General features: G+C 71.5%; 20 protein-coding genes. 13 read left to right on the forward strand and 7 right to left on the reverse strand.

The features are described 5' to 3' along the window. The 3 genes from BEP24_RS11680 to BEP24_RS11690 form a co-directional block, all read right to left on the reverse strand. The coding region (locus tag BEP24_RS11680) for a biotin/lipoyl-containing protein (protein WP_290439183.1) at positions 1-434 on the reverse strand (434 nt) is incomplete at its 3' end. A 73-nt stretch (positions 435-507) separates the two neighbouring features. Continuing rightward, positions 508-1881: a dihydrolipoyl dehydrogenase gene (gene lpdA, locus BEP24_RS11685; RefSeq protein ID WP_065963566.1), complete on the reverse strand. Its 1374-nt coding sequence runs from the start codon at positions 1879-1881 to the stop codon at positions 508-510. A 153-nt stretch (positions 1882-2034) separates the two neighbouring features. Next, complete coding sequence (locus tag BEP24_RS11690) at positions 2035-3516, reverse strand: leucyl aminopeptidase (protein ID WP_065963568.1); 1482 nt, start codon at positions 3514-3516, stop codon at positions 2035-2037. An 83-nt stretch (positions 3517-3599) separates the two neighbouring features. Between BEP24_RS11690 and BEP24_RS11695 the strand changes: the two genes are divergently transcribed. The 5 genes from BEP24_RS11695 (at position 3600) to BEP24_RS11715 (ending at position 9503) form a co-directional block, all read left to right on the forward strand. Further along, positions 3600-4520, forward strand: coding sequence for a PAC2 family protein (locus BEP24_RS11695; RefSeq protein ID WP_065963570.1), 921 nt, complete (start codon positions 3600-3602; stop codon positions 4518-4520). 139 nt (positions 4521-4659) lie between these two features. After that, complete coding sequence (locus BEP24_RS11700; protein WP_065963572.1) at positions 4660-5988, forward strand: MFS transporter; 1329 nt, start codon at positions 4660-4662, stop codon at positions 5986-5988. 188 nt (positions 5989-6176) lie between these two features. Beyond that, positions 6177-7469, forward strand: a complete 1293-nt coding sequence (locus tag BEP24_RS11705) for an RNA polymerase sigma factor (protein ID WP_139197436.1) — start codon at positions 6177-6179, stop codon at positions 7467-7469. Between the two features lie 4 nt (positions 7470-7473). After that, complete coding sequence (locus BEP24_RS11710) at positions 7474-8733, forward strand: MurT ligase domain-containing protein (protein WP_065963573.1); 1260 nt, start codon at positions 7474-7476, stop codon at positions 8731-8733. Continuing rightward, entirely contained in the window at positions 8730-9503 is a 774-nt protein-coding gene (locus tag BEP24_RS11715) for a type 1 glutamine amidotransferase (protein WP_065963575.1), read from the forward strand. The genes BEP24_RS11710 and BEP24_RS11715 overlap by 4 nt, the downstream gene beginning before the upstream one ends. A 108-nt stretch (positions 9504-9611) precedes the next feature. On the opposite strand, the gene BEP24_RS11720 is transcribed toward BEP24_RS11715, so the two are convergent. Continuing rightward, positions 9612-9836, reverse strand: a complete 225-nt coding sequence (locus BEP24_RS11720; RefSeq protein ID WP_065963576.1) for a hypothetical protein — start codon at positions 9834-9836, stop codon at positions 9612-9614. A gap of 176 nt (positions 9837-10012) precedes the next feature. On the opposite strand from BEP24_RS11720, the gene BEP24_RS11725 reads away from it, so the two are divergent. Next, positions 10013-12130 (forward strand): DNA topoisomerase IV subunit B, encoded by a 2118-nt coding sequence (locus tag BEP24_RS11725; protein WP_065963579.1) that lies wholly within the window; start codon positions 10013-10015, stop codon positions 12128-12130. Between the two features lie 140 nt (positions 12131-12270). On the opposite strand, the gene BEP24_RS11730 is transcribed toward BEP24_RS11725, so the two are convergent. Next, on the reverse strand, positions 12271-14757 hold the full coding sequence (locus BEP24_RS11730; protein WP_065963581.1) for a DNA topoisomerase IV subunit A: 2487 nt from the start codon (positions 14755-14757) through the stop codon (positions 12271-12273). Positions 14758-14782: 25 nt separating this feature from the next. Here BEP24_RS11730 and BEP24_RS11735 point away from each other — a divergent pair, with 25 nt between their 5' ends. After that, positions 14783-15934, forward strand: coding sequence for a nucleotide pyrophosphatase/phosphodiesterase family protein (locus BEP24_RS11735; protein ID WP_065963584.1), 1152 nt, complete (start codon positions 14783-14785; stop codon positions 15932-15934). 23 nt (positions 15935-15957) lie between these two features. On the opposite strand, the gene sepH is transcribed toward BEP24_RS11735, so the two are convergent. Beyond that, the gene (gene sepH, locus BEP24_RS11740) at positions 15958-16968 is read right to left on the reverse strand and encodes a septation protein SepH (RefSeq protein WP_171898799.1); all 1011 of its coding nucleotides are present in this window, start codon (positions 16966-16968) and stop codon (positions 15958-15960) included. A gap of 271 nt (positions 16969-17239) precedes the next feature. Between sepH and BEP24_RS11745 the strand changes: the two genes are divergently transcribed. Beyond that, positions 17240-17539: a DUF4193 domain-containing protein gene (locus BEP24_RS11745; protein WP_065963598.1), complete on the forward strand. Its 300-nt coding sequence runs from the start codon at positions 17240-17242 to the stop codon at positions 17537-17539. Between the two features lie 174 nt (positions 17540-17713). On the opposite strand, the gene BEP24_RS11750 is transcribed toward BEP24_RS11745, so the two are convergent. Next, the gene (locus BEP24_RS11750) at positions 17714-18154 is read right to left on the reverse strand and encodes a DUF3093 domain-containing protein (protein WP_253181671.1); all 441 of its coding nucleotides are present in this window, start codon (positions 18152-18154) and stop codon (positions 17714-17716) included. A 57-nt stretch (positions 18155-18211) separates the two neighbouring features. Between BEP24_RS11750 and dut the strand changes: the two genes are divergently transcribed. The 5 genes from dut (at position 18212) to dxs (ending at position 25344) form a co-directional block, all read left to right on the forward strand. Then, a complete protein-coding gene (dut, locus tag BEP24_RS11755; protein WP_065963590.1) occupies positions 18212-18700 on the forward strand; it encodes a dUTP diphosphatase in 489 nt (162 codons plus the stop codon). After that, positions 18697-19419, forward strand: coding sequence for a DUF3710 domain-containing protein (locus BEP24_RS11760; protein ID WP_253181672.1), 723 nt, complete (start codon positions 18697-18699; stop codon positions 19417-19419). The genes dut and BEP24_RS11760 overlap by 4 nt, the downstream gene beginning before the upstream one ends. Positions 19420-19454: 35 nt before the next feature. Continuing rightward, positions 19455-20285 (forward strand): DUF3159 domain-containing protein, encoded by an 831-nt coding sequence (locus BEP24_RS11765; RefSeq protein ID WP_083230318.1) that lies wholly within the window; start codon positions 19455-19457, stop codon positions 20283-20285. Positions 20286-20413: 128 nt separating this feature from the next. Then, the gene (locus tag BEP24_RS11770; RefSeq protein WP_065963592.1) at positions 20414-23269 is read left to right on the forward strand and encodes an aconitate hydratase; all 2856 of its coding nucleotides are present in this window, start codon (positions 20414-20416) and stop codon (positions 23267-23269) included. Between the two features lie 140 nt (positions 23270-23409). After that, the gene (dxs, locus tag BEP24_RS11775) at positions 23410-25344 is read left to right on the forward strand and encodes a 1-deoxy-D-xylulose-5-phosphate synthase (protein WP_065963594.1); all 1935 of its coding nucleotides are present in this window, start codon (positions 23410-23412) and stop codon (positions 25342-25344) included. Positions 25345-25446 lie beyond the last annotated feature (102 nt).

Here is a 25446-nt window from a genome sequence, read left to right on the forward strand (position 1 = left end):
GAGGGGGCCTGCGGGGCGGCGGGCTGCGTCTGCCCGCCCGGAGCCGGCTCGGCCTGCTGGGGCTCGGGAGCCTGCTGCTCCTCCTGCTGCTCGGTGCTCGGAGCCGTCTCGGGCTCGCTCGCCTCGGCGGCGGACTCGTCGGCACCCTGGGCCTGCTCGGCGCCGGAGTCGCCCGAGTCGGAGGAACCCGAGCCGGAGCCGTCGCCGATCTTCACCAGCGCGGTGCCGACCTCGACGGTCTCGTCCTCCTGGACGAGGATCTCCTCGACGACGCCGGCGATCGGCGACGGGATCTCGGTGTCGACCTTGTCGGTCGAGACCTCGAGCAGCGGCTCGTCGACCTCGACGCGGTCACCGACGTTCTTCAGCCATCGGGTCACCGTGCCCTCGGTGACGCTCTCGCCGAGCGCCGGGAGGTTGACGGATTCGCTCATCGGGTGGGCTCCTGTTCGCGGGTTGCTGTGGTGGTGGATGTCGTGGTCGCGCTGCGCACGGTGGTCGTGGTGATCACAGTGCGTGCAGCGGCTTGCCCGCGAGCTTGAGGAACGCCTCGCCGAGCGACTCGTTCTGCGTCGGGTGCGCGTGGATGAGGGGGGCGATGTCCTCCGGGTACGCCTCCCAGTTGACGGCGAGCTGGGCTTCGCCGATCAGCTCGCCGACGCGGGCGCCGATCATGCTGACGCCGACGACCGGACCGTCGACGACGCGGACGACCTTCACGGCACCGGACGTGCCGATGATGTGGCTGCGGCCGTTGCCGGCGAGGTTGTACTCGTACGTGTCGACCTTGTCGGCGCCGTACTGCTCCTCGGCCTTGGACTGCGAGAGCCCGACCGATGCGACCTCGGGGTCGGAGTAGGTGACCTTGGGGATGTTGACGTCGTGGATGACGACCGGCTTGAGACCGGCGATCTCCTCGGCGACGAAGATGCCCTGCTGGAAGCCGCGGTGCGCGAGCTGCAGGCCGGGGACGATGTCGCCGACGGCGTAGACGTTCGGCAGGTTGGTGGCGAGACGCTCGTCGGTGGTGACGAAACCGCGGTCCATCGCGACGCCGACCTCGTCGAAGCCCATGTTCTGCGTGAGCGGACCACGGCCGACGGCGACCAGGAGGACGTCGCCCTCGAAGGTCTTGCCGTCCTCGAGCGTCACGACGACGCCGTTCTCGTGCTGGTCGACGTGGTCGAACCGGATGCCGAGCGAGAACTCGATGCCGCGCTTGCGGAACGCGCGCTCGAGCTGCTTCGACATCGACTCGTCCTCGGCGGGGATGAGGTGGGGGAGACCCTCGACGATGGTGACCTCGGCGCCGAAGGACTTCCAGACGCTCGCGAACTCGACGCCGATGACGCCGCCACCGAGGATGACGACCTTGTTCGGGACGTAGTCCATCTTCAACGCGGTCTCGGACGTGATGACGCGGCCGCCGATCTCGAGGCCCGGGAGGGACTTCGAGTAGGAGCCGGTGGCGAGCACGACGTTCTTGCCGGTGACGGTCTGGTCGCCGACCTGCACCGTGTTCTGCGAGGTGAGGCGGCCCCAGCCCTCGACGACCGTGATGCCGCGGGCCTTGACCAGGCCCTGCAGGCCCTTGTACTTCGAGTTGATGACGCCCTGCTGGTACTCGATGACCTTCGGGACCTCGACACCGGCGAACTCGGCGACCACGCCGTACTTCTCGGCGTCACGCGTCGCGTCGGCCACCTCGGCGGCGTGCAGCAGCGCCTTGGTCGGGATGCAGCCGCGGTGCAGGCAGGTGCCACCGAGCTTGTCCCCTTCGATGAGCGCGACGCTCATGCCGAGCTCCGCGGCCCGGAGCGCAGCGGCGTAGCCACCACTGCCGCCACCGAGGACCACGACGTCGTAAGTCTGTTCCGTCACCTGGTGCAACTCCCTCGTGCGTGTCGGGGTCCGGGTCGGACCCCACTGGACACCGCGGAGGCGGCGTCCGACGGTCGGACCGCATGGTTCCGGTCCCGTCCCGCTGGTTCCGGCGGGGGCGCGTCGGTGCGCTGCCCCGCCGGGACCAACCTACTACTTGGACTGGAGCTCTTCTGCGAGCCGGACGAGCGTGCGCACCATGACTCCCGTGGCCCCCTTGCCGAGCCAGCCGTAGCCGCCGCCCTTGTGCTCGGACGGACCGGCGATGTCGAGGTGCGCCCACGGGATGCCCTCGCCGACGTAGCGCTCGAGGAACTTGCCCGCCAGGAGCATCCCGCCGGACGGGTTGCCCACCGTGGCGTTCACCATGTCGGCGACGTCGCTGGCGAGACGTGCGTCGAGTTCCTCGGGCAGCGGCATCGGCCAGATCGGCTCGGCCACGGCGTCGGCGACGGCACGGACGCGGGCGACGAGGTCGTCGCTGCCCATCAGGCCGGTGGTGCGGTCGCCGAGCGCAACGACCTGTGCACCGGTGAGCGTCGCGACGTCGACGATCGCGTCGGGCTGCTCGAGCGAGGCCGCTGCGATGCCGTCGCCGAGCACGAGACGGCCCTCGGCGTCGGTGTTCGTGACCTCGACGGTCTTGCCGTTCTTCAGCGTCAGCACGTCACCGGGGCGGGTTGCCGAGCCGGACGGCATGTTCTCGGCGAGGCACAGCCACGCGGTGATGCGCGTGTCGACCCCGAGCCGTGCGGCCGCGACGGTCGCGGCGAGCACGGTCGCGGCGCCGGTCATGTCGGTCTTCATGCCGAGCATCGACGCGGCGGGCTTGAGCGAGAGCCCGCCGGTGTCGAACGTGATGCCCTTGCCCACCAGGGCGAGGTGCTTCGCTGCGCCCTCGGGCTGGTACCGCACGACGACCAGGCGCGGCGGGCGCTCGGATCCGCGTCCGACGCCGAGGATGCCGCCGAAGCCCTGCTCCTCGAGCGCGTGCTCGTCGAGCACCTCGACCGTCAGGGGCAGCCCCTCGGCCTGCGCGACCGCGACGTCGGCCACGTCGGCGGGACCGAGGTCACCGGCCGCGGTGTTGACGAGGTCGCGGACGAGCGCGGCGGCGTCGGCGACGATCGCCGGACGGACCGTGGCGTCGGCCGGCACGTCGGACGGCGCGAGGACCTCGATGCGCTGGTCGCTGCGGGTCGGGCCGGTCGTGCCGGCGCCCTTGTGGCGTGTGAAGGCGTACGCGCCGAGTGCGGCACCCTCGAGCGCGGCGTCGACGAGCTCGGCCGAGTCGGTGGGGAGGGCGAGCGTGATCGACGAGGCGTGGGGGAGCTGCCGGACGGCGCTGCCCGCGGCCGAGCGGATCGCCGCGACGTCGACCGAGGAGCCGAGGCCGACGAGCGCGATGCCGGCGGCGGCGACCCCGGTGCCGGGCAGGCGGACGAGCTGGTCCTTCGCGCCGGTGACGCCGACGGTCGCGAGGTCCAGGTCGACGAGGGCGTCCAGCGTGCCGGTCGCGCCCGCAGCGAGGGTGGGCGCGCCGCCGTCCTTCCCCGGGACGACCCCGAGGACGAGGACGTCGGCCTCGACGTCGGAGGGTGCGGATGATGAGGTGGAGAGCGTCGGTCGGACCATGCGCCCAGCCTATCCAGCACGTGTTCGCCGACAGCGTGGGTGTCCGGCCCGGTCCCGTCGGGGCCTCCGCCTAGCATGGGACGGTGAACCACCCCGAGGACCTGTACACCGTCGCCGACGCCGCTCCCGACGTCCCGGCCGGCCTGCACCTGGTCGCCGGACTGACCGGCTTCGTGGACGCGGGGTCGGCCGTCGCCCAGGTCGCGTCGTCGATCCTCGGGCTCGAGCACGAGCTCGTGGCGGAGTTCGACCCCGACGCGCTGCTCGACTGGCGCGCCCGCCGCCCCGTCATCACCTTCGAGCAGGACCACATCACCGCGGTCGACCCGCCCCGGCTCGTGCTCCACCTGGTACGCGACGAGCTCGGGCAGCCCTTCCTGTTCCTGACCGGGTACGAGCCCGACTTCCAGTGGAACCGCTTCGTCCGCGCCGTCACCGAGCTCGCCGACCGCCTGCAGGTGGCCGACACGACGTGGCTGCAGTCCATCCCGATGCCGGTCCCGCACACCCGGCCGGTCGGGCTCACCGTCTCCGGCACGCGGGCCGACCTCGTCGAGCAGATGAGCGTCTGGAAGCCCGAGACGCAGGCGCCGGCGAACGTCCTGCACCTCGTCGAGCACCGCCTCGCCTCGTCCGGTGCGCAGGTCACCGGGCTCGTCCTGCTCGTCCCGCACTACCTCGGCGACACCGAGTTCCCCGACGCCGCGGTCGCGGGACTGTCGGGCATCTCCGCGGCCACCGGGCTCATCTTCCCGACCGACGCCCTGCGCGAGGCGGGTCGCGAGTTCCTGACCCGCGTCGACGAGCAGGTCGCCGGCAACGCCGAGCTGCAGCGGCTGGTCTCGGTGCTCGAGGAACGGCACGACACCTACATGGAGGGCAACCCCGTCGGGTCGCCCCTCACCGGGGTGGACGGCGAGGTCCCGACGGCCGACGCGATCGCGGCGGAGCTCGAGCGGTTCCTCGCCGACCGCCGTCCGGACGGCGACGCAGCCGCCGACTGAGCGCGCGGAGCGCACACGCGGCGGCTCCCGTCCCAGCGTGCCGAGCGGTCGGACTGGAGGCTCCTCCACAGCCCGCCTCGTCACTCGCGTCGTGCACAGGCGGACGCTGGTGACGCACCGGTCTCGGTAGCCTGGTGGGGTGAACTCCCGTCGTGCCTTCCTCGTGTGGGGCGTCGCGGTGCTGGCCTACGTCCTGGCCGTGGTGCAGCGCTCGTCCCTCGGTGTCTCGGGCGTCGACGCCCAGGACCGCTTCGGGGTGTCCGCCGCCGTCCTGTCGACCCTGGCGGTCGTCCAGATCGCCGTGTACGCCGGGCTGCAGATCCCGGTGGGCATCGCGCTCGACCGGGTCGGACCGCGCCGGCTCGTGCTCCTCGGCGCGGCGCTGCTGGTGGCCGGCCAGGCGGTCGTCGCCTGCTCGCCGACGATCGGGCCGGCGATCGCGGGCCGGGTCCTCGTCGGTGCCGGTGACGCGATGACGTTCATCTCGGTGATCCGGCTCGTGCCGATGTGGTTCAGCGGTCGGATCCTGCCGCAGGTCTCGCAGTGGACGGGCAACCTCGGCCAGGTCGGGCAGGTGCTGTCCGCGTTCCCGTTCGCCGTCCTGCTCCACACCGCCGGGTGGACCCCGGCGTTCGGTGTCGCGGCGGCGGCGAGCCTCGTCGGGCTGCTGCTCGCCGTGGTGTTCGTCAACAACGGGCCGGTGCCGGTCCGGACGGACACCATCCCCTTGCCCCTGCCGCACTCGTGGCGAGGCGCGTTCCACACCTTCGGGCACGCCCTCCGCCGACCGGGCACCCAGCTCGGGTTCTGGTCGCACTACGTGACCCAGTCGTCCGGCACGGTGTTCTCGCTCCTGTGGGGCGTGCCGATGCTCCGCGGGCTCGGCTACACCCCGTCCGAGGCGGCGACCTTCCTCACGGTCATCGTCGTCGTCGGCTTCGTCGCCGGTCCGGTGCTCGGGGTCCTCTGCGCGCGGTTCCCACTGCGTCGGTCGAACCTCGTGCTCGGCATCGTCGGTGCGCTCGCACTCGTCTGGACCGCGGTGCTCCTCTGGCCAGGGCACCCGCCGACGTGGCTGCTCGTCCTGCTCGTCGTGGCGATGGGCGTGGGCGGACCGGGCTCCCTGATCGGCTTCGACTTCGCCCGCAGCTTCAACCCGGTGGGGTCCCTCGGATCGGCGAACGGCGTCGTCAACGTCGGCGGCTTCCTGGCGGCCTTCGTGATGATGTTCCTCATCGGGACCCTGCTCGACGTCGTGTCCGGGGCCACGGGGCGCACGGTCTTCGACTGGGAGAACTTCCGGGTCGCCCTGACCGTGCAGTACGTCGTCGTCGGCGTCGGCGTGGGCATGCTCCTGCACGCCCGTCGGCGCACTCGTCGGGAGCTGCACGCGCAGGAAGGAATACAGGTCGGACCGCTCTGGGTTGCACTCGTTGCGCGCCTGCGGAAGAAGGCCGTGCAACAATAGACCGAGGACCCGTTCTGGCCCCCTCGCATCCGTGACGCTCGACTGCGCCGCGAACGCGGGGGACTTGACATGGGTCCTCCTGCTGCCCGGAACGGTAGGACGTGTGACGCGGGGGACTGCGGCGGACGCCCTGGGCGGCGAGGGAGGCCACGACCCCACGAACGTGGCACGACGAGAGAGGTGATCGCATGGCTGCCCGGAGCACGACGATCGATCCCACGAAGGACACCGAGCCCGAGGGCGTCGCCACCGGCGACGAGCCCGCGGCCGAGACCAAGGCCGCGCCGAAGAAGCGCGCCGCACCGGCCACCGCCGCGAAGAAGCCCGCCGCCAAGAAGGCTGCGCCGAAGAAGACCACCAGCCGTGCGAAGAAGCAGGCTGACGAGGTCGACGAGGACGAGGCCGTCGAGCCCGTGGACGAGGTCGTCGACGCGACGGACGACGCCGACGAGACCGAGACCGAGGGCACGGCTGCGAAGCCCGACGCCGCGGCAGCCGTCGCCGCCGGTGCGCTGGTCATCTCGCAGTCCGACGACGACGAGGCCCCGGTCTACTCGACGACCATCACGGGCGCCACGGCCGACCCGGTCAAGGACTACCTGAAGCAGATCGGCAAGGTCGCCCTCCTCAACGCCGAGCAGGAGGTCGAGCTCGCGATGCGCATCGAGGCCGGCCTGTTCGCCGAGGACAAGCTGCAGCACAGCACGGGGCTGTCCAAGTCCGAGGAGCGCGAGCTCCGCTGGGTCGCCCGTGACGGGCAGCGCGCGAAGAGCCACCTGCTCGGGGCGAACCTCCGTCTGGTCGTCTCGCTCGCCAAGCGCTACACCGGCCGCGGCATGCAGTTCCTGGACCTCATCCAGGAGGGCAACCTGGGCCTGATCCGTGCGGTCGAGAAGTTCGACTACACCAAGGGCTTCAAGTTCTCGACGTACGCGACGTGGTGGATCCGCCAGGCGATCACCCGCGCCATGGCCGACCAGGCCCGCACCATCCGCATCCCGGTGCACATGGTCGAGGTCATCAACAAGCTCGCCCGCGTCCAGCGCCAGATGCTGCAGGACCTCGGTCGCGAGCCCACTCCGGAAGAGCTCGCCCGCGAGCTCGACATGACCCCGGAGAAGGTCGTCGAGGTGCAGAAGTACGGCCGCGAGCCGATCTCGCTGCACACGCCCCTGGGCGAGGACGGCGACTCGGAGTTCGGTGACCTCATCGAGGACACCGAGGCGGTCGTGCCGGCCGACGCGGTCGGGTTCACGATGCTGCAGAAGCAGCTCGAGAGCCTGCTCGACTCCCTGTCCGAGCGCGAGGCGGGCGTCATCCGCATGCGCTTCGGCCTGGGCGACGGCCAGCCGAAGACCCTCGACCAGATCGGTGACACGTTCGGTGTGACGCGCGAGCGCATCCGCCAGATCGAGTCCAAGACGATGGCGAAGCTCCGCCACCCGTCGCGGTCGCAGTCGCTGCGCGACTACCTCGAGTAGGCCGATGCGCTTCCTCATCCCGATCCTGGTCGGGCGGGTCCTCCGCGCCCTCGCACGTGCGCGCGGCGGGGGATCCGCCTACCCGGGCTACATCGTCCTCAAGCTCGTGCCGGACTTCCTGCAGCACGTGACGAAGCAGTTCCCGAACGGCGTCGTCTTCGTGCTCGGCTCGAACGGCAAGTCGACGACGACGCACATGATCTCCGACATCGTGCGGGCGCACGGGCTCCGGGTGTTCACGAACCCGTCCGGTGCGAACCTTCCGCAGGGGATCGCCTCGGCGCTCCTGTCCGAGGTGTCGCTGACCGGTCGGCTCAAGGCGGACATCGGCATCCTCGAGGTCGACGAGGCCTTCGCGGTCGAACTCGCGGGGATCCTGTCGCCGTCGACGGTCACGATGCTCAACGTCCAGGTCGACCAGCTCTACCGATTCTTCGAGACCGAGCGCGTCGCGGCGATGATGCTCGACACGGCGGCGCTCTCGACGGCGAACGTCATCACGAACCGCGACGACCAGTTCCTCGACGCCTACACGGCGGAGCCGGGGCAGCGCGTGCTCCGGTTCGGTGCGAGCGCCGAGGTCGTGGCGGCGGCGCCGAACGGCCTGCAGAACGCCGACGACTTCGACCGCACCGACGGCGAGCCGAACCCGGCCGAGTCCGAGGTGGTCGTCAACACCGGCGACGGTGCGACGATCCGCTTCGCCGGGACGGACATCCCCGTCCGGCTGCCGGCGCGCGGCCTGCACTACGCGGTCGACGCCGCGGCGGCCACCGCGACCGCGAGTGCTGCACTCGGCGCGCAGTTCCGCGCGGAGGCGGTCACCCTGGCGTTCGGCACGATGAAGCCGGCGTACGGCCGTGGCGAGCGGCTCCCGATCGCCGGCGAGTCCGCCGAGTTCACGATGTTCAAGAACGCCGCGAGCCTCCAGCTCAACCTCGACGCACTGCCGGACAGCCCGGAGCAGGTCCTCATGGCGATCGACGAGGGCACCCCGGACATCTCGTGGATCTACGACATCGACTTCTCGAAGCTCGACCACGTCGACGTGGTGTCGGGCGACAAGGCCTGGCAGATCGCGATCGCGCTCGAGCACGCCGGTGTCCGCATCGACCGCGTCGAGCCGGACGTCGAGGCGGCGATCCGTCACATGGAGCAGCTCGGAGCGACGACCTCCGGCACGAAGAACTTCATCGTCAACTACGAGATCATGATGATCGCCCGCAAGGCCCTCGGGCACGGCGACATGGAGAAGACGGCATGACCGCCGACCGGTTGACCATCCTGCACGTGTACCCGCGCCAGATGGGCGTCTCGGGCGACCGTGGCAACGTCGCGGCCCTGGTCCGCCGGGCCGAGGCGGCGGACATCGCGACCGAGGTCGTCGAGTACGCCCCCGGTGACGACCTGCCCACCGCGGCCGACGTCGTCGTGGTCGGCAACGGACCCCTCAGCGCCATGCGGTCGCTCGGGGCGGACGTCGTCCGTGTCGGCGCCCCGCTGCGCGACCTGGCGGCCTCCGGCGTGCCGGTGGTCGCGGTCGGTGGCGGCTTCGACCTCGCGACGAACGAGGTCGTCCCGACCGAGGGCGAGCCCGTCACCGGGTTCGGCGTGTTCGACGCGCGTGCGGTCCGTGGGGCCGAGCGTCGCGTGAACTACTTCGTCCTCGACACCCGGTACCCGCTCCTACCCGGTGCTCCGACGCGCCTCGCCGGCTTCGAGGACCACGCGACTCGGATCGAGCTCGGCGCCGGCGTCGAGCCGTTCGCCGACGTCGTCTCGGGCGGTGGCAACCAGGCCGGCACCCCGGTCGAGGGCGCGATCGTCGGGACGTCCTTCGGCACGCACACGCAGGGGCCGCTCCTGCCGCTCAACCCGCAGCTCACCGACGCCGTGCTCGCTGCGGCCACCGCGCGGCTCGGCCGCGCGTACGCCCCGGACCCGGAGCGGACCGCGACGATCGACCGGTACGCGCGCGAGGCGCGCGCGACGGTCGACCGCTACGTCGACAAGGCCTTCAAGCGGATCACCTGATCCCGCGGGCCGGCAGACCGACCCGTTCCGGGGGACCTGCCGCACACAGCAAGACGGGAGGCGCGGTGCCAGCTGGCACCGCGCCTCCCGTCTGCTGTGGGGGAGCGCCTACTTCGACTCGTAGAGTCGGCTGCTCTCGTCGTGCCACTCGATCGCGGTGGCCGCGAGCTTGTCCTTGAACTCAGCACCGTGGTGCGCGCAGAAGTAGAGCTCGCCGCTCGCCATCGTCGCGCGGATGTAGGCCTGCGCTCCGCAGCTGTCGCAGCGGTCGAGCGCGGTGAGCTGGTTGCTGGTGGTCTCGTCGATGGAGAGGTCGTGCACGGTCTGGGTCATTGCTGTGCTCCTCACGGATCGCAGGGGGTGCGTTGAGTCACCATTTGAACACGTGGTGGCTGGGAACCCTGCATCGCGCGCACCCTGTTTCGCTCACCGCGGACCACTTGTCCCCAGTCCGAGGCGCGCCGCTCCGCTCGGCCGAGGGTGTCGGTGCGCGTCGGTACCATCGGCGGGTGAGCTCCGACTACTCTGCGCGCCATCTCTCCGTCCTCGAGGGGCTCGAGGCGGTCCGCAAGCGTCCGGGCATGTACATCGGGTCGACCGACTCCCGGGGCCTCATGCACTGCCTGTGGGAGATCATCGACAACTCGGTCGACGAAGCCCTCGCCGGACACGGTGACGAGATCGGTGTCGTGCTCCACGCCGACGGCTCGGTCGAGGTACGGGACACCGCGCGCGGCATCCCGGTCGACGTCGAGCCGAAGACCGGGCTCACCGGTGTCGAGGTCGTGTTCACGAAGCTGCACGCCGGCGGCAAGTTCGGTTCGGGGTCGTACGCGGCCTCGGGCGGACTGCACGGCGTCGGCGCCTCGGTGGTCAACGCGCTGTCGGAGCGCCTCGACGTCGAGGTCGACCGGGGCGGCAAGACCTACGCCATGTCCTTCCACCGCGGTGAGCCGGGGGTGTTCGACGGCGACGGCCCGGACGCACCGTTCTCGCCGTACACGTCGGGCAGCGAGCTGCGGGTCGTCGGCAAGGTGAAGAAGGGTGTGACCGGGTCCCGCGTGCGCTACTGGGCGGACCGGCAGATCTTCACCCCGGACGCGAAGTTCAGCACGAGCGACCTGGTCAGCCGGGCGCGCCAGACCGCGTTCCTGGTGCCCGGGCTCGGCATCACGATCACCGACGAGCGCCCGGCGTCGATCGCCGCCGCGGCCGAGCGGGCCGAGGCGACGGGCACGACCGTCGCCGCCGGTCCCGTCGTCGAGCGGTTCCGGTACGAGGGCGGCATCAGCGAGTTCGTCGAGCACCTCGCCCTCGACAGCGCCGTCACCGACGTCTGGCGCATCCAGGGCACGGGCACGTTCACCGAGACCGTGCCGATGCTCGACGACAAGGGCCACATGGTGTCGACGTCCGTCGAGCGCGCGTGCGAGGTCGACATCGCGCTGCGCTGGGGCTCCGGGTACGAGACGATCGAGCGCAGCTTCGTCAACATCATCGCGACGCCGAAGGGCGGGACGCACCTGGCCGGCTTCGAGTCGGGCATCGTGAAGGCCGTGCGGACCCAGGTCGAGGCCAACGCCCGCAAGCTCAAGGTCGGGCAGGACAAGCTCGAGAAGGACGACGTCCTCGCCGGGCTCACCGCCGTGTTGACCGTCCGCCTGCCCGAGCCGCAGTTCGAGGGGCAGACGAAGGAGGTCCTCGGCACCCCGGCGGTCCGCAAGATCGTCGACCAGGTCGTGTCGAAGCACCTCACCGACATCCTCACCTCGACGCAGCGGACCGAGAAGGCGCAGGCGGCGCTCGTGCTCGAGAAGGTCGTCGCCGAGATGAAGACCCGCATCTCCGCGCGCGCCCACAAGGAGACGCAGCGTCGCAAGAACGCGCTCGAGAACTCCTCGCTGCCGACGAAGCTCGCCGACTGCCGCAAGCAGGACGCCGAGGGCACCGAGCTGTTCATCGTCGAGGGGGACTCGGCGCTCGGCACCGCGAAGCTGGCGCGCAACAGCGAGTACCAGGCGCTCCTGCCGATCCGCGGCAAGATCCTCAACGTGCAGAAGGCCTCGGTCTCCGACATGCTCTCGAACGCCGAGTGCGCGTCGATCATCCAGGTGATCGGCGCCGGCTCCGGTCGTTCGTTCGAGATCGACCAGGCCCGCTACGGCAAGATCATCATCATGTCCGACGCCGACGTCGACGGCGCGCACATCCGCACCCTGCTGCTGACGTTGTTCTTCCGGTACATGCGTCCGATGATCGAGCAGGGCCGCGTCTTCGCCGCCGTTCCGCCGCTGCACAGGGTCGTCGTCGTGAACCGCGGCAAGCCGAACGACACGTTGTACACCTACTCCGAGGCCGAGCTGCAGGCCGTGCTGAAGAAGCTCGCGAAGCAGGGCAAGAAGTACCAGGAGCCGATCCAGCGGTACAAGGGCCTGGGCGAGATGGACGCCGACCAGCTGGCCGAGACGACGATGGACCGGACGCACCGGACCCTGCGTCGGGTGAACGTCACCGACGCCGAGGGGGCCGCGAAGGTCTTCGAGCTGCTGATGGGCAACGACGTCGCGCCGCGCAAGGAGTTCATCCTGGCCGGCGAGGGCCTCGACCGGGACCGCATCGACGCCTAGGTGCGAGCGAGGCCTGCCGGCGTCGCAGCCCGCACGCGGTGGCACCGGCGTCACCGCCCGCGTTCGGTGATGCCGTCTCCGCCCGCACGCGGTGGTGCCGGTGTCACCGCGTCGACGCGGTGACACCGGCGAGCCCGCCGCTACGCTTCGCCCGCGGTCCCGTCGAGCGCCGCGGCGCTCCCGCCGATCGTCGCGATCACGGCCTCGAGCGGCGCACCGGAACCGTCGCGCTTCGACAGCCAGTCGGGCAGCGTCCGTGCGGCACCGTCGGACCCGACGGCGTGCGGCGGTGCGATGCCCGCCCAGGCGACGGTCACGCCGTCCTCGCCCTTGAGGAACGCGTGCGCGCGGACCCCCTGGGTCGCCCGGCCCTTGACCGGGAACTCCGAGAACGCCGACACCTTGGCGCGGCCCGCGTCCGTGCCGGGCAGCGCACCCGACGACGTCGAGACCGTGGCGACGACCGCGTCGTCGGAGCGCGGGACCGAGCCGAACCAGACGACCGAGGCCCCCGCAGCGAGGGACACGCCTGCGACGCCACCGGCCGGGAGTCCCTGCGGGCGCACGCCGACGGCCGGGAAGCGGAGGAGCTGCGCGTTCGAGGTGATGAACACCAGGTCGTCGCTCTCCGGTGCCTGCGCCGCGCCGACGACGGTGTCCTTCGGCTTGAGCCCGATCGCGACGAACTCGTCCTTGTCGGGCCAGGCACCCGTGGCGACGCGCTTGACGACGCCCTGCTCGGTGCCGATCGCGAGCGAGTCGGTGGCGCCGTCGGACAGGTCGACGAGGGCGACGACGGTCTCGGTGCGGGCGATGCCGAGGTACTCGGCCACCCGGACGCCCGCGTCGAGCCGCACCGACGCCGGCGGCACCGAGGGGACGTCGACCGGCGAGAACCGCAGCACCCGTCCGGTCGAGGTCAGCGCACCGACCCGGCCGCGGACCGTCGAGACGACCGTGGAGCGGACCGCGTCGTGCTTCGAGCGCTTCGGGACCCGCACGATGCCGAGGTCGGTGTCGGGGATGTCGACCCGCACGAGCCGCCCGGTGGTGGACAGCAGCACGCGGCACGGCGAGTCGGCGACCTGCAGGGACTCCGGGTCGACCGCGGCCTTCCGTGCGCCGCGGACCGGGGCGTCGGCCTCGGTGAGCAGCGTGCGGCGCGGCGTCGCGAAGCGGTCGGACACCTCGGTGAGCTCGAGCGCCACCTGGGCACGGAGCCGGTCGTCCGAGGCCAGGAGCTCCTCGAGCGCGGCGATGTCGGCGAGGAGCTGGTCGCGCTCGCCCTCGAGCTCGAGACGCGAGAACTTCGTCAGCCGCCGCAGCCGGAGCTCGAGGATGTACTCGGCCTGCACCTCGGAGAGGTCGAACACGTCCTGCAGGCGGCCGCGAGCGGTCTCGGAGTCGTCGGAGGAACGGATGACCTCGATGACCTCGTCGATGTCCAGGATCGCGACGAGCAGACCCTCGACCAGGTGCAGCCGCTCCCGGCGCCGGGCGAGGCGGTACTCCGACCGACGGGTGACGACCGCGATGCGGTGCCGCACGTACACGTCGAGCAGCTCCCGCAGCCCGAGGGTGCGCGGGGAACCGTCGACGAGCGCGACGTTGTTGATGCCGAAGCCGTCCTCGAGCGGGGTGTGCTTGTAGAGCTGTTCGAGCACGGCCGTCGGGTTGAAGCCGGACTTGATGCCGATGACGAGCCGGAGGCCGTGGTTGCGGTCGGTCAGGTCGTTGACGTCCGAGATCCCGACGAGCTTCTTGGACTGGACGCCGTCCTTGATCTTCTCGATCACGCGCTCCGGGCCGACCAGGTAGGGCAGCTCGGTCACGACCAGGCCGGTCTTGCGCGGCGTCAGGTTCTCGACGCTGACCTTGGCGCGGGTGCGGAAGGAGCCGCGACCCGAGGCGTAGGCGTCGCGCACCCCGGAGAGCCCCACGATCGTGCCGCCGGAGGGCAGGTCGGGACCGGGGACGAACTCCATGAGTTCTTCGAGCGTCGCCGACGGGTGCAGGAGCAGGTGCTTGGCGGCCTCGACGACCTCGCCGAGGTTGTGCGGCGCCATGTTCGTCGCCATGCCGACCGCGATGCCCGAGGCCCCGTTGACGAGCAGGTTCGGGAACGCTGCGGGCAGGACCGCCGGCTGCATGATCTGGTTGTCGTAGTTCGGGACGAAGTCGACGACGTCCTCGTTCAGCCCCTCGGTCATCGCCGTCGACGGTTCGGCGAGCCGGGCCTCGGTGTAGCGCGCGGCCGCCGGACCGTCGTCGAGCGAGCCGAAGTTGCCGTGTCCGTCGACGAGCGGGACGCGCATCGTGAAGGGCTGCGCCATCCGCACGAGGGCGTCGTAGATCGCGCCGTCGCCGTGCGGGTGCAGCTTCCCCATCACCTCGCCCGTCACGCGCGCGCTCTTGACGTGCCCGCGGTCCGGGCGCAGGCCCATCTCGGCCATCTGGTACAGGATGCGACGCTGCACCGGCTTGAGGCCGTCGCGTGCGTCGGGCAGTGCCCGCGAGTAGATGACGGAGTACGCGTACTCGAGGAACGAACCCTGCATCTCCTCGGAGACGTCGACGTCCTCGATGCGCTCACCGTCGGGCAGGCCGACTGCTTCCGTGCGTGCCATGGGACCTTTCTGGGAGGATCTGGGGGTGCCCCCCAGCGTACCGAGCGCCCCCGACGCCCCCGCGAACCTCGCCGACGTGCTGCCGAGTTGCCTCGTCGCACTCGGCGCCGCCGACGACGCGTGGTTGCGTGCCACCGGCCGGGAGGCGCGGATCACCCTCCGTCCCGCCCGTTCCGCGGTCGTCGTGCTGGTCGACGGCCTGGGGTCCGCCGCGCTGGCTGCGCGAGCGGGACACGCGCGCTGGCTCGCCACCGGGGGGAAGCGGATGCGCAGCGGGTTCCCCACGACGACCGCCGCCGCCCTGAGCACCCTGACGACCGGTCGCTCGCCCGGGACCCACGGCGTGGTCGGGTACAGCGGGTGGAACCCGGACACAGCGCGGGTGATGAACCTGCTGAGCGGGTGGGACGACGTCGTGCCCGCGGACTGGTTGCTCGCGTCGACGGTCTTCACCGACGCTGTCCTGCTCGGGGTCGACCCCGTGGTGGTCGGTCCGACCCGGTACCGCGCGTCGGGGATGACCGCGAGCGTGCTCGGCGGCGCGCGCTACGTCGCCGCAGACAGCATCCCGCAGCGGGTGGACGCCGCACTGGCCGAGACCGCGACCGGCCGGTCCCTGGTCTACCTGTACGTGCCGGAGCTCGACTCGATCGGGCACAAGCACGGGTGGCAGTCCGACCGGTGGACGGCCGCGCTCGAGCTCCTCGACGGCGAGCTCGCCCGGCTCGAGGACCGCGGTGCGCCCGACGTCGGGCTGCTCGTGACCGCCGACCACGGGGTGCTCGACGTGCCGGAGCAGGCGAACGTGGCGATCGACCCGGCGCTGCTCGAGGACGTCGTCGGGGTCGCCGGTGACCCGCGCTGCCGGCAGCTCACGGTCGCACCCGGGACCGACGTCCCGGCGCTCGTCGAGGCCTGGCGGGTCCGCTACGGCAAGAAGGCGTACGTCGCGAGCCGTGACGAGGCGGTCGCGGCCGGGTGGTTCGGCGCCGTGGACGAGCGCGTGCTCCCGCGCATCGGCGACGTCGTGGTCGTGGCGCGGGGTTCCTGGGCCTTCAACGACGACCGCGAGGTCGGGCCGCGCGACACGCCGAAGCGCATGATCGGCCAGCACGGGGCCATGACCGACGACGAGGTGTTCGTGCCGCTCCGGCTCGGCGGGGCGTTCGCCGCCTGACCCCGGCGGTCAGGCGCGCTCGGTCAGGCCGGGTCCTCCGGGCGGGTGCCGAAGACGATCTCGTCCCAGCTCGGCATCGAGCGGCGGTTCCGCTTCTTGCGGTCGGGACGCGCGTCGGCGTCCGGCGCCGATGCCGGGCGGGCATCGCCGCGCTCGGGGGCCGACACGGGCGAGTCGAAGCCCTGCAGGGGGATGTCGACGACGCTGATGGACGTGCCGCGCGGCTCGTCCTGCTGCTCGCCGAACGCCGCGGCCTCGCGCTCACCACGGCGGCGGCGCAGGGCCTCGAGGAGGTCGGCGGTCTCGTTGCCCGGCGAGCGGTCCTCGACGGGTGCGGCGCCGATGCGGGGGAGCGGCGCACGGAGCGGACGCTCGGCGGCCTCCGGCTCTGGCTGCTGCTCCTCGACCTGCTCGACGCGGAACGCGCCCGAGTCGAAGCGCGTGCCGTCGGCTGCCTGGTGGTCGTTCTCCACCGCACGGAGGCGCGGGGCGATGCCCTCCTCCTCGGTGTCGGACAGCCGGTGGGCGTCACCGTTGTCCGGGGTCAGCGTCGAGGTCTTCGGGTCGAAGAGCCACTGCGCGTCGTGCTCGACCTCGGACGCGGTGTAGCGGACGCGCACCTGCCAGCCGTGCTCGGCGTGCTTCCAGGACCCCCACGTGACCGCGGTGGCGTCGCCGGACGCGAGCTTGGCGTCGATGGCCTCGCCGAAGGTGTCCGGGGACTCGGCGTCCGCCGGGGTGACCGGCACGCGGCGTGCTGCGTCGAGGATGAACGCACGCTCGGCGAGCACGGGGCCCTCGAAGCGACGGACGTACTCGACGTCGACGTCGAGCGCCGAGGCCACGTCGGCGGCGTCGGCACCACCGCGGATGCGTGCCTGCACGTCCTTCGGCGAGACGCGCTTCTGCGGGCCCGCGTCGGGGTTCGCCTGCCGGACCTGGCTCGACAGCGACGAGGTGACCGGCAACCGGAACTCGGTGCCGCCGTCGGTCGCGAGCAGGAGTGCCCCGGCCTCGACTCCGATGACTCTCACGTGTTGCATGGTTCCGCCTCCCGAGCGTCCGTACGGTCGTGCGCGTACCCGAGGAGTATGCAGGGGCCCCGGGCCGATCCGGCGGAGGCGCACGGGCGCGCCGCGGGTTGGTGTCGACCGGTGTGCGGCACCCGGGAATGTCCGGGTCGGGTGTCCGGTTGCAGGGCCTGACGATCCCACAGCGCGTTCGGTTTGCGCTCTGCGGGGCCGTGGTGCAAACTGTCGCCGCCGATCACCGGCGACGACCTCTCGAACCGAGAAATGGATGGGCATGGCCACCGATTACGACGCCCCCAGGAAGACCGACGAATCCTCTGACTCAGAGTCGATCGAGGCCCTCAAGGAGCGCGTGCCCGACAAGATGTCGGGGGTCGTCGACGATGATTCGGACAACCCCGGCAGCTTCGAGCTCGCCGGACAGGACCTCAGCGACGTCGACCTCGACGTCGTCGTGCTCCCGCCGCAGGTCGACGAGTTCACGTGCGTGGAGTGCTTCCTCGTGAAGCACCGCTCGCAGCTCGACCACGAGTCGAAGCTCGGACCCGTGTGCGCGGAGTGCGCCTCGCTCTAGGCAGATCGACCGGAAGGCCCGTCACCCCTCGGGGTGGCGGGCCTTCCGTCGTCCCGGCGGGCCGGACCAGCCGACGGTGTCGGTGGACGGGACCAGCCGACGGTGTCCGTGGACGGGACCAGCCGACGGGGCCGGCGCGCGGGGCGGGCCCGACCCGCGCCTCCCGGCCGGTCCTCAGGCGCGCAGCGCCTCGACCACGCGCTCCGGGTGCCGCACGCTGACGAGCCAGTACGGCGTCGGGTCGGCGGGGTCGGCGACCTCGACCTTGACGACGCCGCGCACGTAGCCGCGGAAGAGCGTCCACGCACGGGCGTCGAGCTTCGGACCGCGCTGGGTCGTGGCCTCCGCGCCCTGGTACGCGGTGACCGCACCCACGAGGCCTCGGGGCAGGTGCGCACGTCCGGCGCGGAACTCGGTGTCGGTGACCTCGACCACGGGGGCGAGGACCCCGAGCAGGACGACGACCCCGGCGTACATCCCGATCGCCACGAGGACGCCGGCGAGGACGCTGATCGGCAGGAAGACGAGGAGGCTCGCGGGGATGACGAGCGCCGTCGCCAGGTAGAGGGCGGGCGGGGCCCAGAGTCGTTCGCGGTACACGGTCACGGGGTCCATTCGACCACGAACCGGTCCAGGTCACGGAACGGTCACGGGCTGCACTACCCTCGTCACGTGACCGAACCAGTCGACGTCCTCTGGACGGGGGAGAACACCCCCGCGTACGCGCACCCCGGCGACGCCGGTGCCGACCTCGTCTCCACCGAGTCCTTCGTGCTCCGTCCGGGCGAGCGCCGCCTCGTCGGGACGGGCCTGCGCATCGCGCTGCCCGACGGCCACGTCGCCTTCGTCGTCCCGCGCAGCGGCCTCGCGGCGAAGCACGGCATCACGATCGTGAACGCCCCTGGCACCGTCGACGCGGGCTACCGCGGCGAGGTCAAGGTCGCCCTGCTCAACATCGACGCCACCGAGCCGTACGAGGTGCACGTCGGCGACCGCATCGCACAGCTGATCGTCATGCCGGTGCCGCGCGTGTCGTTCACCCGCGTCGACGCACTGCCCGAGAGCGGTCGCGGTGAGGGCGGGTTCGGGTCCTCGGGCTACGGTGACCGGAGCGGTGCCCCCGGCGCCGCCCACGACGTTGAGGAAGGAACGGACGCATGAAGTTCGGTCGACGCAAGCAGAGCGAGGTCGAGGTGGCGGACGCCGTCGCCGCGGACGCCGAGGTGGCGGACACGACGCCCGAGCTCGACATCGCCACGGACGCCGACGCCGGGGTCGACGAGGTGGACGCGGTCGCCCCGACCGACAAGTCCGCACCGGCCGACCGTGCCGAGAACGGTCCGCACGACGAGACCGAGGCGAACCTGGTGCGCCCGTACGTCGACCTCGGTGGCGTGAAGGTCCTGCCGCGCGAGGGACTGCACCTGCGTCTCGAGGTCGAGGAGGGCTCGCAGCGCGTCGTCGCCGTGGGCCTCGACTACGACGAGTCGACGCTGCAGGTCCAGCCGTTCGCCGCGCCCCGGTCGACCGGCCTGTGGCACGAGATCCGCGCGCAGATCGCCGAGCAGATCGAGCGCCAGGGCGGCACCGTGGACGAGGTCGAGGGTCCCTTCGGCCCCGAGCTCCGTGCCCTCGTGCCGGTCGTCACCGACGGCACCGGGACCACCGACGGTGCCCGCCCGGCCCGCTTCGTCGGGGTCGACGGCCCGCGCTGGTTCCTCCGCGGCGTGATCGCCGGCAAGGCCGCCGAGCAGCCCGACGACGCCACCGAGATCGAGGAGCTGTTCCGCAGCGTGGTCGTGGTGCGCGGCACCACGCCGATGCCGCCGCGCGACCTCATCCCGCTGCACATGCCGAAGGCGACGCAGAGCGCCGTCTGACGCCGTCCCGACACACGATCAGGCCTGGAGGCACGGTGCCGGTCCACGACGACAGCCCACGTCCCGACACGGGCGCGGTCCCGACGGACGCGTCCGACACGCTCGCGGCCGGTGCGGGTGCGTCCGGCACGGGTGCGTCCGTGGCGGGCGAGCCCGGTGCGGCGCAGCCGACCTTCTCGGAGCAGTTCCGCGCCGCGGTGCAGAACGCCGGGATCGCCCGCGTCGCACCCGGCGAGACGCCGTCGGGCCGCGACCTGCTCGGCGCCGTCGGCGGGATCCGCGGGCTCGCCGAGTCGATCCTTCCGGGCCTGGCGTTCCTCGTCGTCTACACGATCACGAAGGAGCTCGTCCCGAGCGTCGTGATCCCGGTCGTCGTCGGGCTCGTCTTCGTCGTGCTCCGGCTGGTGCAGCGGCAGTCCGTGACGATGTCGTTCGCCGGCATCCTCGGCGTGGCCGTGTCCGCCGGGCTCGCGCTCCTGACCGGACGTGCCGAGACGAACTTCATCCCCGGCATCGTCATCAACGCCGTGTGGCTCGTCGGACTGCTCGTGTCGCTCGCGGTCCGGTGGCCGCTCATCGGCGTCGTCGTCGGCTTCCTGCTGCCGGCGGCCGAGGACGGTTCGCACGTCGACTGGCGCGCGGACCCCGCGAAGCGGCGGGTCCTGACGGTGGCCACGTGGGTCTGGGTCGGACTGTTCGCGCTCCGCCTGGCCGTCGAGGTGCCGTTGTACCTGACGGCGCAGGTCGAGCTGCTCGCCGGGCTGAAGCTGATCCTCGGCGTGCCGCTCTACGCCGCCGTGCTCTGGGTCACGTGGCTGCTCGTCCGCACGGTGTTCACGCGTCGGGACGACACCGCCGCGGTGTAGGGTTGTCTCGACATCGAGACAGTTTCCCGGCGGCGCTCGCACGGCCCCGGGATTAGGTTTGCCTTGCTGGTGGGACGGTCCGCGGCCCACGAGGATGAGGGCACACCGATCACCAGGGAGGCGGCACAGTGGCTGCAGTCAACAGCTTCGGCTCGAAGGACACACTGTCGGTTGGGGGTGTCGACTACGCGATCCACCGGATCGACGCCGTGCCCGGGCACGAGAAGCTCCCGTACAGCCTGAAGGTGCTGCTCGAGAACCTCCTCCGCACCGAGGACGGGGCCAACGTCACCGAAGCGCAGATCCGCGCCCTCGGCTCGTGGAAGCCCGAGGCCGACCCGGACACCGAGATCCAGTTCTCGCCGGCCCGCGTGGTCATGCAGGACTTCACCGGCGTGCCCTGCATCGTCGACCTCGCCACCATGCGCGAGGCGATGGCGCAGATCGGCGGCGACCCGAACAAGATCAACCCGCTGTCCCCGGCCGAGATGGTCATCGACCACTCCGTCGTCGCCGACCTGTTCGGTCGCGAGGACGCCCTGCAGCGCAACACCGACCTCGAGTACGAGCGCAACGGTGAGCGCTACCAGTTCCTCCGCTGGGGCCAGACCGCGTTCGAGGACTTCAAGGTCGTCCCGCCGGGCACGGGCATCGTCCACCAGGTGAACATCGAGTACCTGGCGAAGGTCACGTACACGCGCGAGTTCGACGGCGAGCTCTACGCGTACCCGGACACCCTCGTCGGCACCGACTCGCACACCACGATGGTGAACGGCCTCGGCGTGCTCGGCTGGGGCGTCGGCGGCATCGAGGCCGAGGCCGCGATGCTCGGCCAGCCGGTGTCGATGCTCATCCCGAAGGTCGTGGGCTTCAAACTGTCCGGCGCGATCCCGGCCGGCGTCACCGCGACCGACGTGGTGCTCACCATCACGCAGGAGCTCCGCAAGCACGGCGTGGTCGGCAAGTTCGTCGAGTTCTACGGCGAGGGCGTCTCGGCGGTCCCGCTCGCGAACCGCGCGACCATCGGCAACATGAGCCCCGAGTTCGGCTCGACGGCCGCGATCTTCCCCGTCGACGACGTCACGCTCGACTACCTGCGCCTGACCGGCCGCGACGACGCGCAGATCGCCCTCGTCGAGGCGTACGCCAAGGAGCAGGGCCTCTGGCACGACCCCTCGGTCGAGCCGGCCTACTCGGAGTACATGGAGCTCGACCTGTCGACGGTCGTCCCCTCGATCTCCGGCCCGAAGCGTCCGCAGGACCGCATCGAGCTGTCGAAGGCCAAGGACCAGTTCGAGGTCGACCTCGCCAACTACGCGAGCATCGACCACTCGGAAGAGGACAAGGCCGTCGCCGACACCTTCCCGGCATCCGACCCGGTCGCCGCGGCGCCCGGCGACGAGCACGCGGTCGACGACCTGCAGGACGCCCAGGCGTCCGAGGTCCCGGTGCACGCCTCGAGCGCGCCCGGCACGGTCTCGAAGCCGACCTCGGTCACGGTCGGCGACGGTGACACGTTCACGATCGACCACGGCGCGGTCGCGATCGCAGCGATCACCTCGTGCACGAACACGTCGAACCCCTCGGTCATGATGGCCGCGGGCATCCTCGCCCGGAACGCGGCGAAGAAGGGCCTGAAGGCCAAGCCGTGGGTGAAGACCACCCTCGCGCCGGGTTCGAAGGTCGTCACCGACTACTACGAGAAGGCCGGTCTCACCAGCTACCTCGAGGAGCTCGGCTTCTACACGGTCGGCTACGGCTGCACCACCTGCATCGGCAACTCGGGCCCGCTGCCCGAGGAGATCTCGCAGGCCGTGCAGGACAACGACCTCGCCGTGACCGCGGTGCTCTCGGGCAACCGCAACTTCGAGGGCCGCATCAACCCCGACGTGAAGATGAACTACCTGGCCTCGCCGCCGCTGGTCATCGCGTACGCCCTCGCCGGGTCGATGCACTTCGACTTCGACGCCGACGCACTCGGCACCGACCAGGACGGCAACGACGTCTACCTGCAGGACATCTGGCCCGACGCGGCCGAGGTGCAGCAGGTCATCGACACCTCGATCGACACCGAGATGTTCACGCACGAGTACGGCTCGGTGTTCGAGGGCGACGACCGCTGGAAGAACCTGCCGACCCCGACGGGCGACACGTTCGAGTGGGACCAGGAGTCGACCTACGTCCGGAAGCCCCCGTACTTCGAGGGCATGACGATGCAGCCCGACGCGGTGTCGGACATCTCCGGTGCCCGTGTGCTCGCGAAGCTCGGCGACTCGGTCACGACCGACCACATCTCGCCGGCCGGCTCGATCAAGGCGGACAGCCCCGCGGGTCGCTACCTCGACGAGCACGGTGTGGACCGCAAGGACTTCAACTCGTACGGGTCGCGTCGCGGCAACCACGAGGTGATGATCCGCGGGACGTTCGCGAACATCCGTCTCCGCAACCAGCTCCTGGCCTCGGCCAACGACGGCGCCGGGGTCGAGGGCGGCTACACCCGCGACTTCACCACGGCCGACGGCGAGCAGTCGTTCATCTACGACGCGTCGCAGCACTACCAGGAGCAGGGCATCCCGCTCGTCATCTTCGGTGGCAAGGAGTACGGCTCCGGCTCGTCGCGTGACTGGGCGGCCAAGGGCACGAACCTGCTCGGCGTCAAGGCGGTCATCACCGAGAGCTTCGAGCGCATCCACCGCTCGAACCTCATCGGCATGGGCGTCGTCCCGCTGCAGTTCCCGGCGGGGGAGTCGGCGGACTCGCTCGGGCTCGACGGCACCGAGGTCGTCTCGATCTCCGGTCTGACCGAGCTCAACGAGGGCCGCACGCCCAAGACCGTGCACGTCACGGCCGAGCCGAGCGAGCACTCGCCGGCGGGCAAGCAGACCGTCGAGTTCGACGCGGTCGTCCGCATCGACACCCCCGGTGAGGCGGACTACTACCGCAACGGCGGCATCCTGCAGTACGTGCTCCGCTCGCTCGTGTGAGCACGGCGCGCGACGCGCGCACCGGTCGCTGACGCGACCACCTGACGGACCGGAGGCCCGTGGCGACACCGCCACGGGCCTCCAGTCCGTCGTCCGGTCGCGCGGATAGTGTGGGGGCCTGCCCCACGAAAGGAGCGCCCGTGAGCCTGCTCTCGAGCATCACGTCGCCGCGCGACCTGAAGCGTCTGTCGGACGCGCAGATGACCGACCTCGCCGCGGAGATCCGGCGGTTCCTCGTCGCCGAGGTCGCGAAGACCGGCGGGCACCTGGGGCCGAACCTCGGTGTCGTGGAGCTCACCCTCGCGATGCACCGCGTGTTCGACTCCCCGAACGACCCGTTCGTGTTCGACACGGGGCACCAGTCGTACGTGCACAAGCTCGTCACGGGGCGGCAGGACTTCTCGCGGCTGCGGGAGCGGGGTGGGCTCGCGGGCTACCCGCAGCGGCGCGAGTCGGAGCACGACATCGTCGAGTCCTCGCACGCGTCGTCGTCGCTGTCCTGGGCGGACGGCATCTCCCGCGCCTTCCGGCAGACCGGGCAGGACGACCGCACCGTGGTCGCCGTCGTCGGTGACGGCGCGCTGACCGGCGGGATGACGTGGGAGGCGCTCAACAACATCTCGGACAGCAACGACCGCCGGCTCGTGATCGTCGTGAACGACAACGGGCGGTCCTACGCCCCGACGATCGGCGGCATGGCCCGGTTCCTCAGCTCGGTGCGCACGCGCCGCGAGTACCGCGCGCTGTTCGAGAAGTCGCAGGCGGTCGCGTCGCACTTCGGCGCCCCCGGTCGGGCGTTCTACCGTGGGCTGCGCGGGGGGCTGCACGGGTTCCTCGCCCGGTTCACGAACAACGAGGCGCTGTACTCGAACCTCGACATCAAGTACATCGGACCGGTGAACGGGCACGACCAGCGCGCGATGGAGGCGGCGCTCCGGCAGGCGAAGGCCTACGGCGCGCCGACGATCGTGCACGCGATCACCGAGAAGGGGCACGGCTTCGAGCCGGCGCTCCGCGACCAGGCCGACCAGTTCCACGCGGTCGGGCACATCGACCCGGAGACCGGCGAGTCGCTCGACGTGTCGTCGGGGCCGTCGTGGACGTCGGTGTTCGCTTCGACGCTCGCGGACATCGGCTCGGAGGACGAGCGGATCGTCGCGATCACCGCTGCGATGCTCCGCCCGACCGGGCTGCACCTGTTCCAGGAGCGGCACCCGTCCCGCGTCATCGACGTCGGCATCGCCGAGCAGCACGCCGTGACGACCGCCGCCGGCCTGGCGTACGGCGGGCTGCACCCCGTGGTGGCGCTCTACGCGACCTTCCTGAACCGGGCGTTCGACCAGGTGCTCATGGACGTCGCCCTGCACCGCGCCGGGGTGACGTTCGTCCTCGACCGTGCCGGCATCACCGGGCCGGACGGGCCGTCGCACCACGGGATGTGGGACCTCGCGCTGCTGCAGGTCGTGCCCGGGATCCGCATCGCGGCACCCCGGGACGCCGTCACGCTGCGCGAGGAACTCCGCGAGGCCGTGGCCGTCGACGACGCACCGACCGTGCTGCGCTGGTCGAAGGGGTCGGTCGGCCCGGACCTGCCGGCGCTCCGACGACTGGCCGACGGGGTCGACGTGCTGCGCGACCCGGCCGACGGACAGGAGCCGGACGTGCTCCTCGTGGCCGTCGGCTCGATGGTGCCCGTGGCGCTCGACGCGGCGGCGCTGCTCGAGGCGCAGGGGATCGGCGCGACCGTCGTCGACCCGCGCTGGGTCGTGCCCGTCCCCGGGTCGCTCGTCGACCTGTCCCGCGAGCACCGGCTCGTCATCACGATCGAGGACGGCGTGCGCGTCGGCGGAGTCGGCACGCGGCTGCGCCAGGACCTGCGCGCCGCGGGGGTCGACACGGGCGTGAACGAACTCGGGTTGCCGGACGCGTTCATCGACCACGCGTCGCGGTCCGAGATCCTGGCGGACGCGGGACTGACCGCGCAGGTGATCGCCCGGGACGTCATCGACCAGGTCGTCGGGACGAAGGTGCCGCAGGCGAAGCCGGCGCGGTCGCGGGAGTCCGCCGGGCGCTGAGGGCGCGGTGCGCGGCGGCGCGGCGCGTGCCGCGCGGCGGCGCGACGTGCTCGCGCACAACGGAAAGCACCGCGCGCCACGGGAATCCGTGGCGCGCGGTGC

Origin of the sequence: Curtobacterium sp. UCD-KPL2560, from assembly GCF_001705035.1 — a bacterium.
Lineage (GTDB): Bacteria > Actinomycetota > Actinomycetes > Actinomycetales > Microbacteriaceae > Curtobacterium.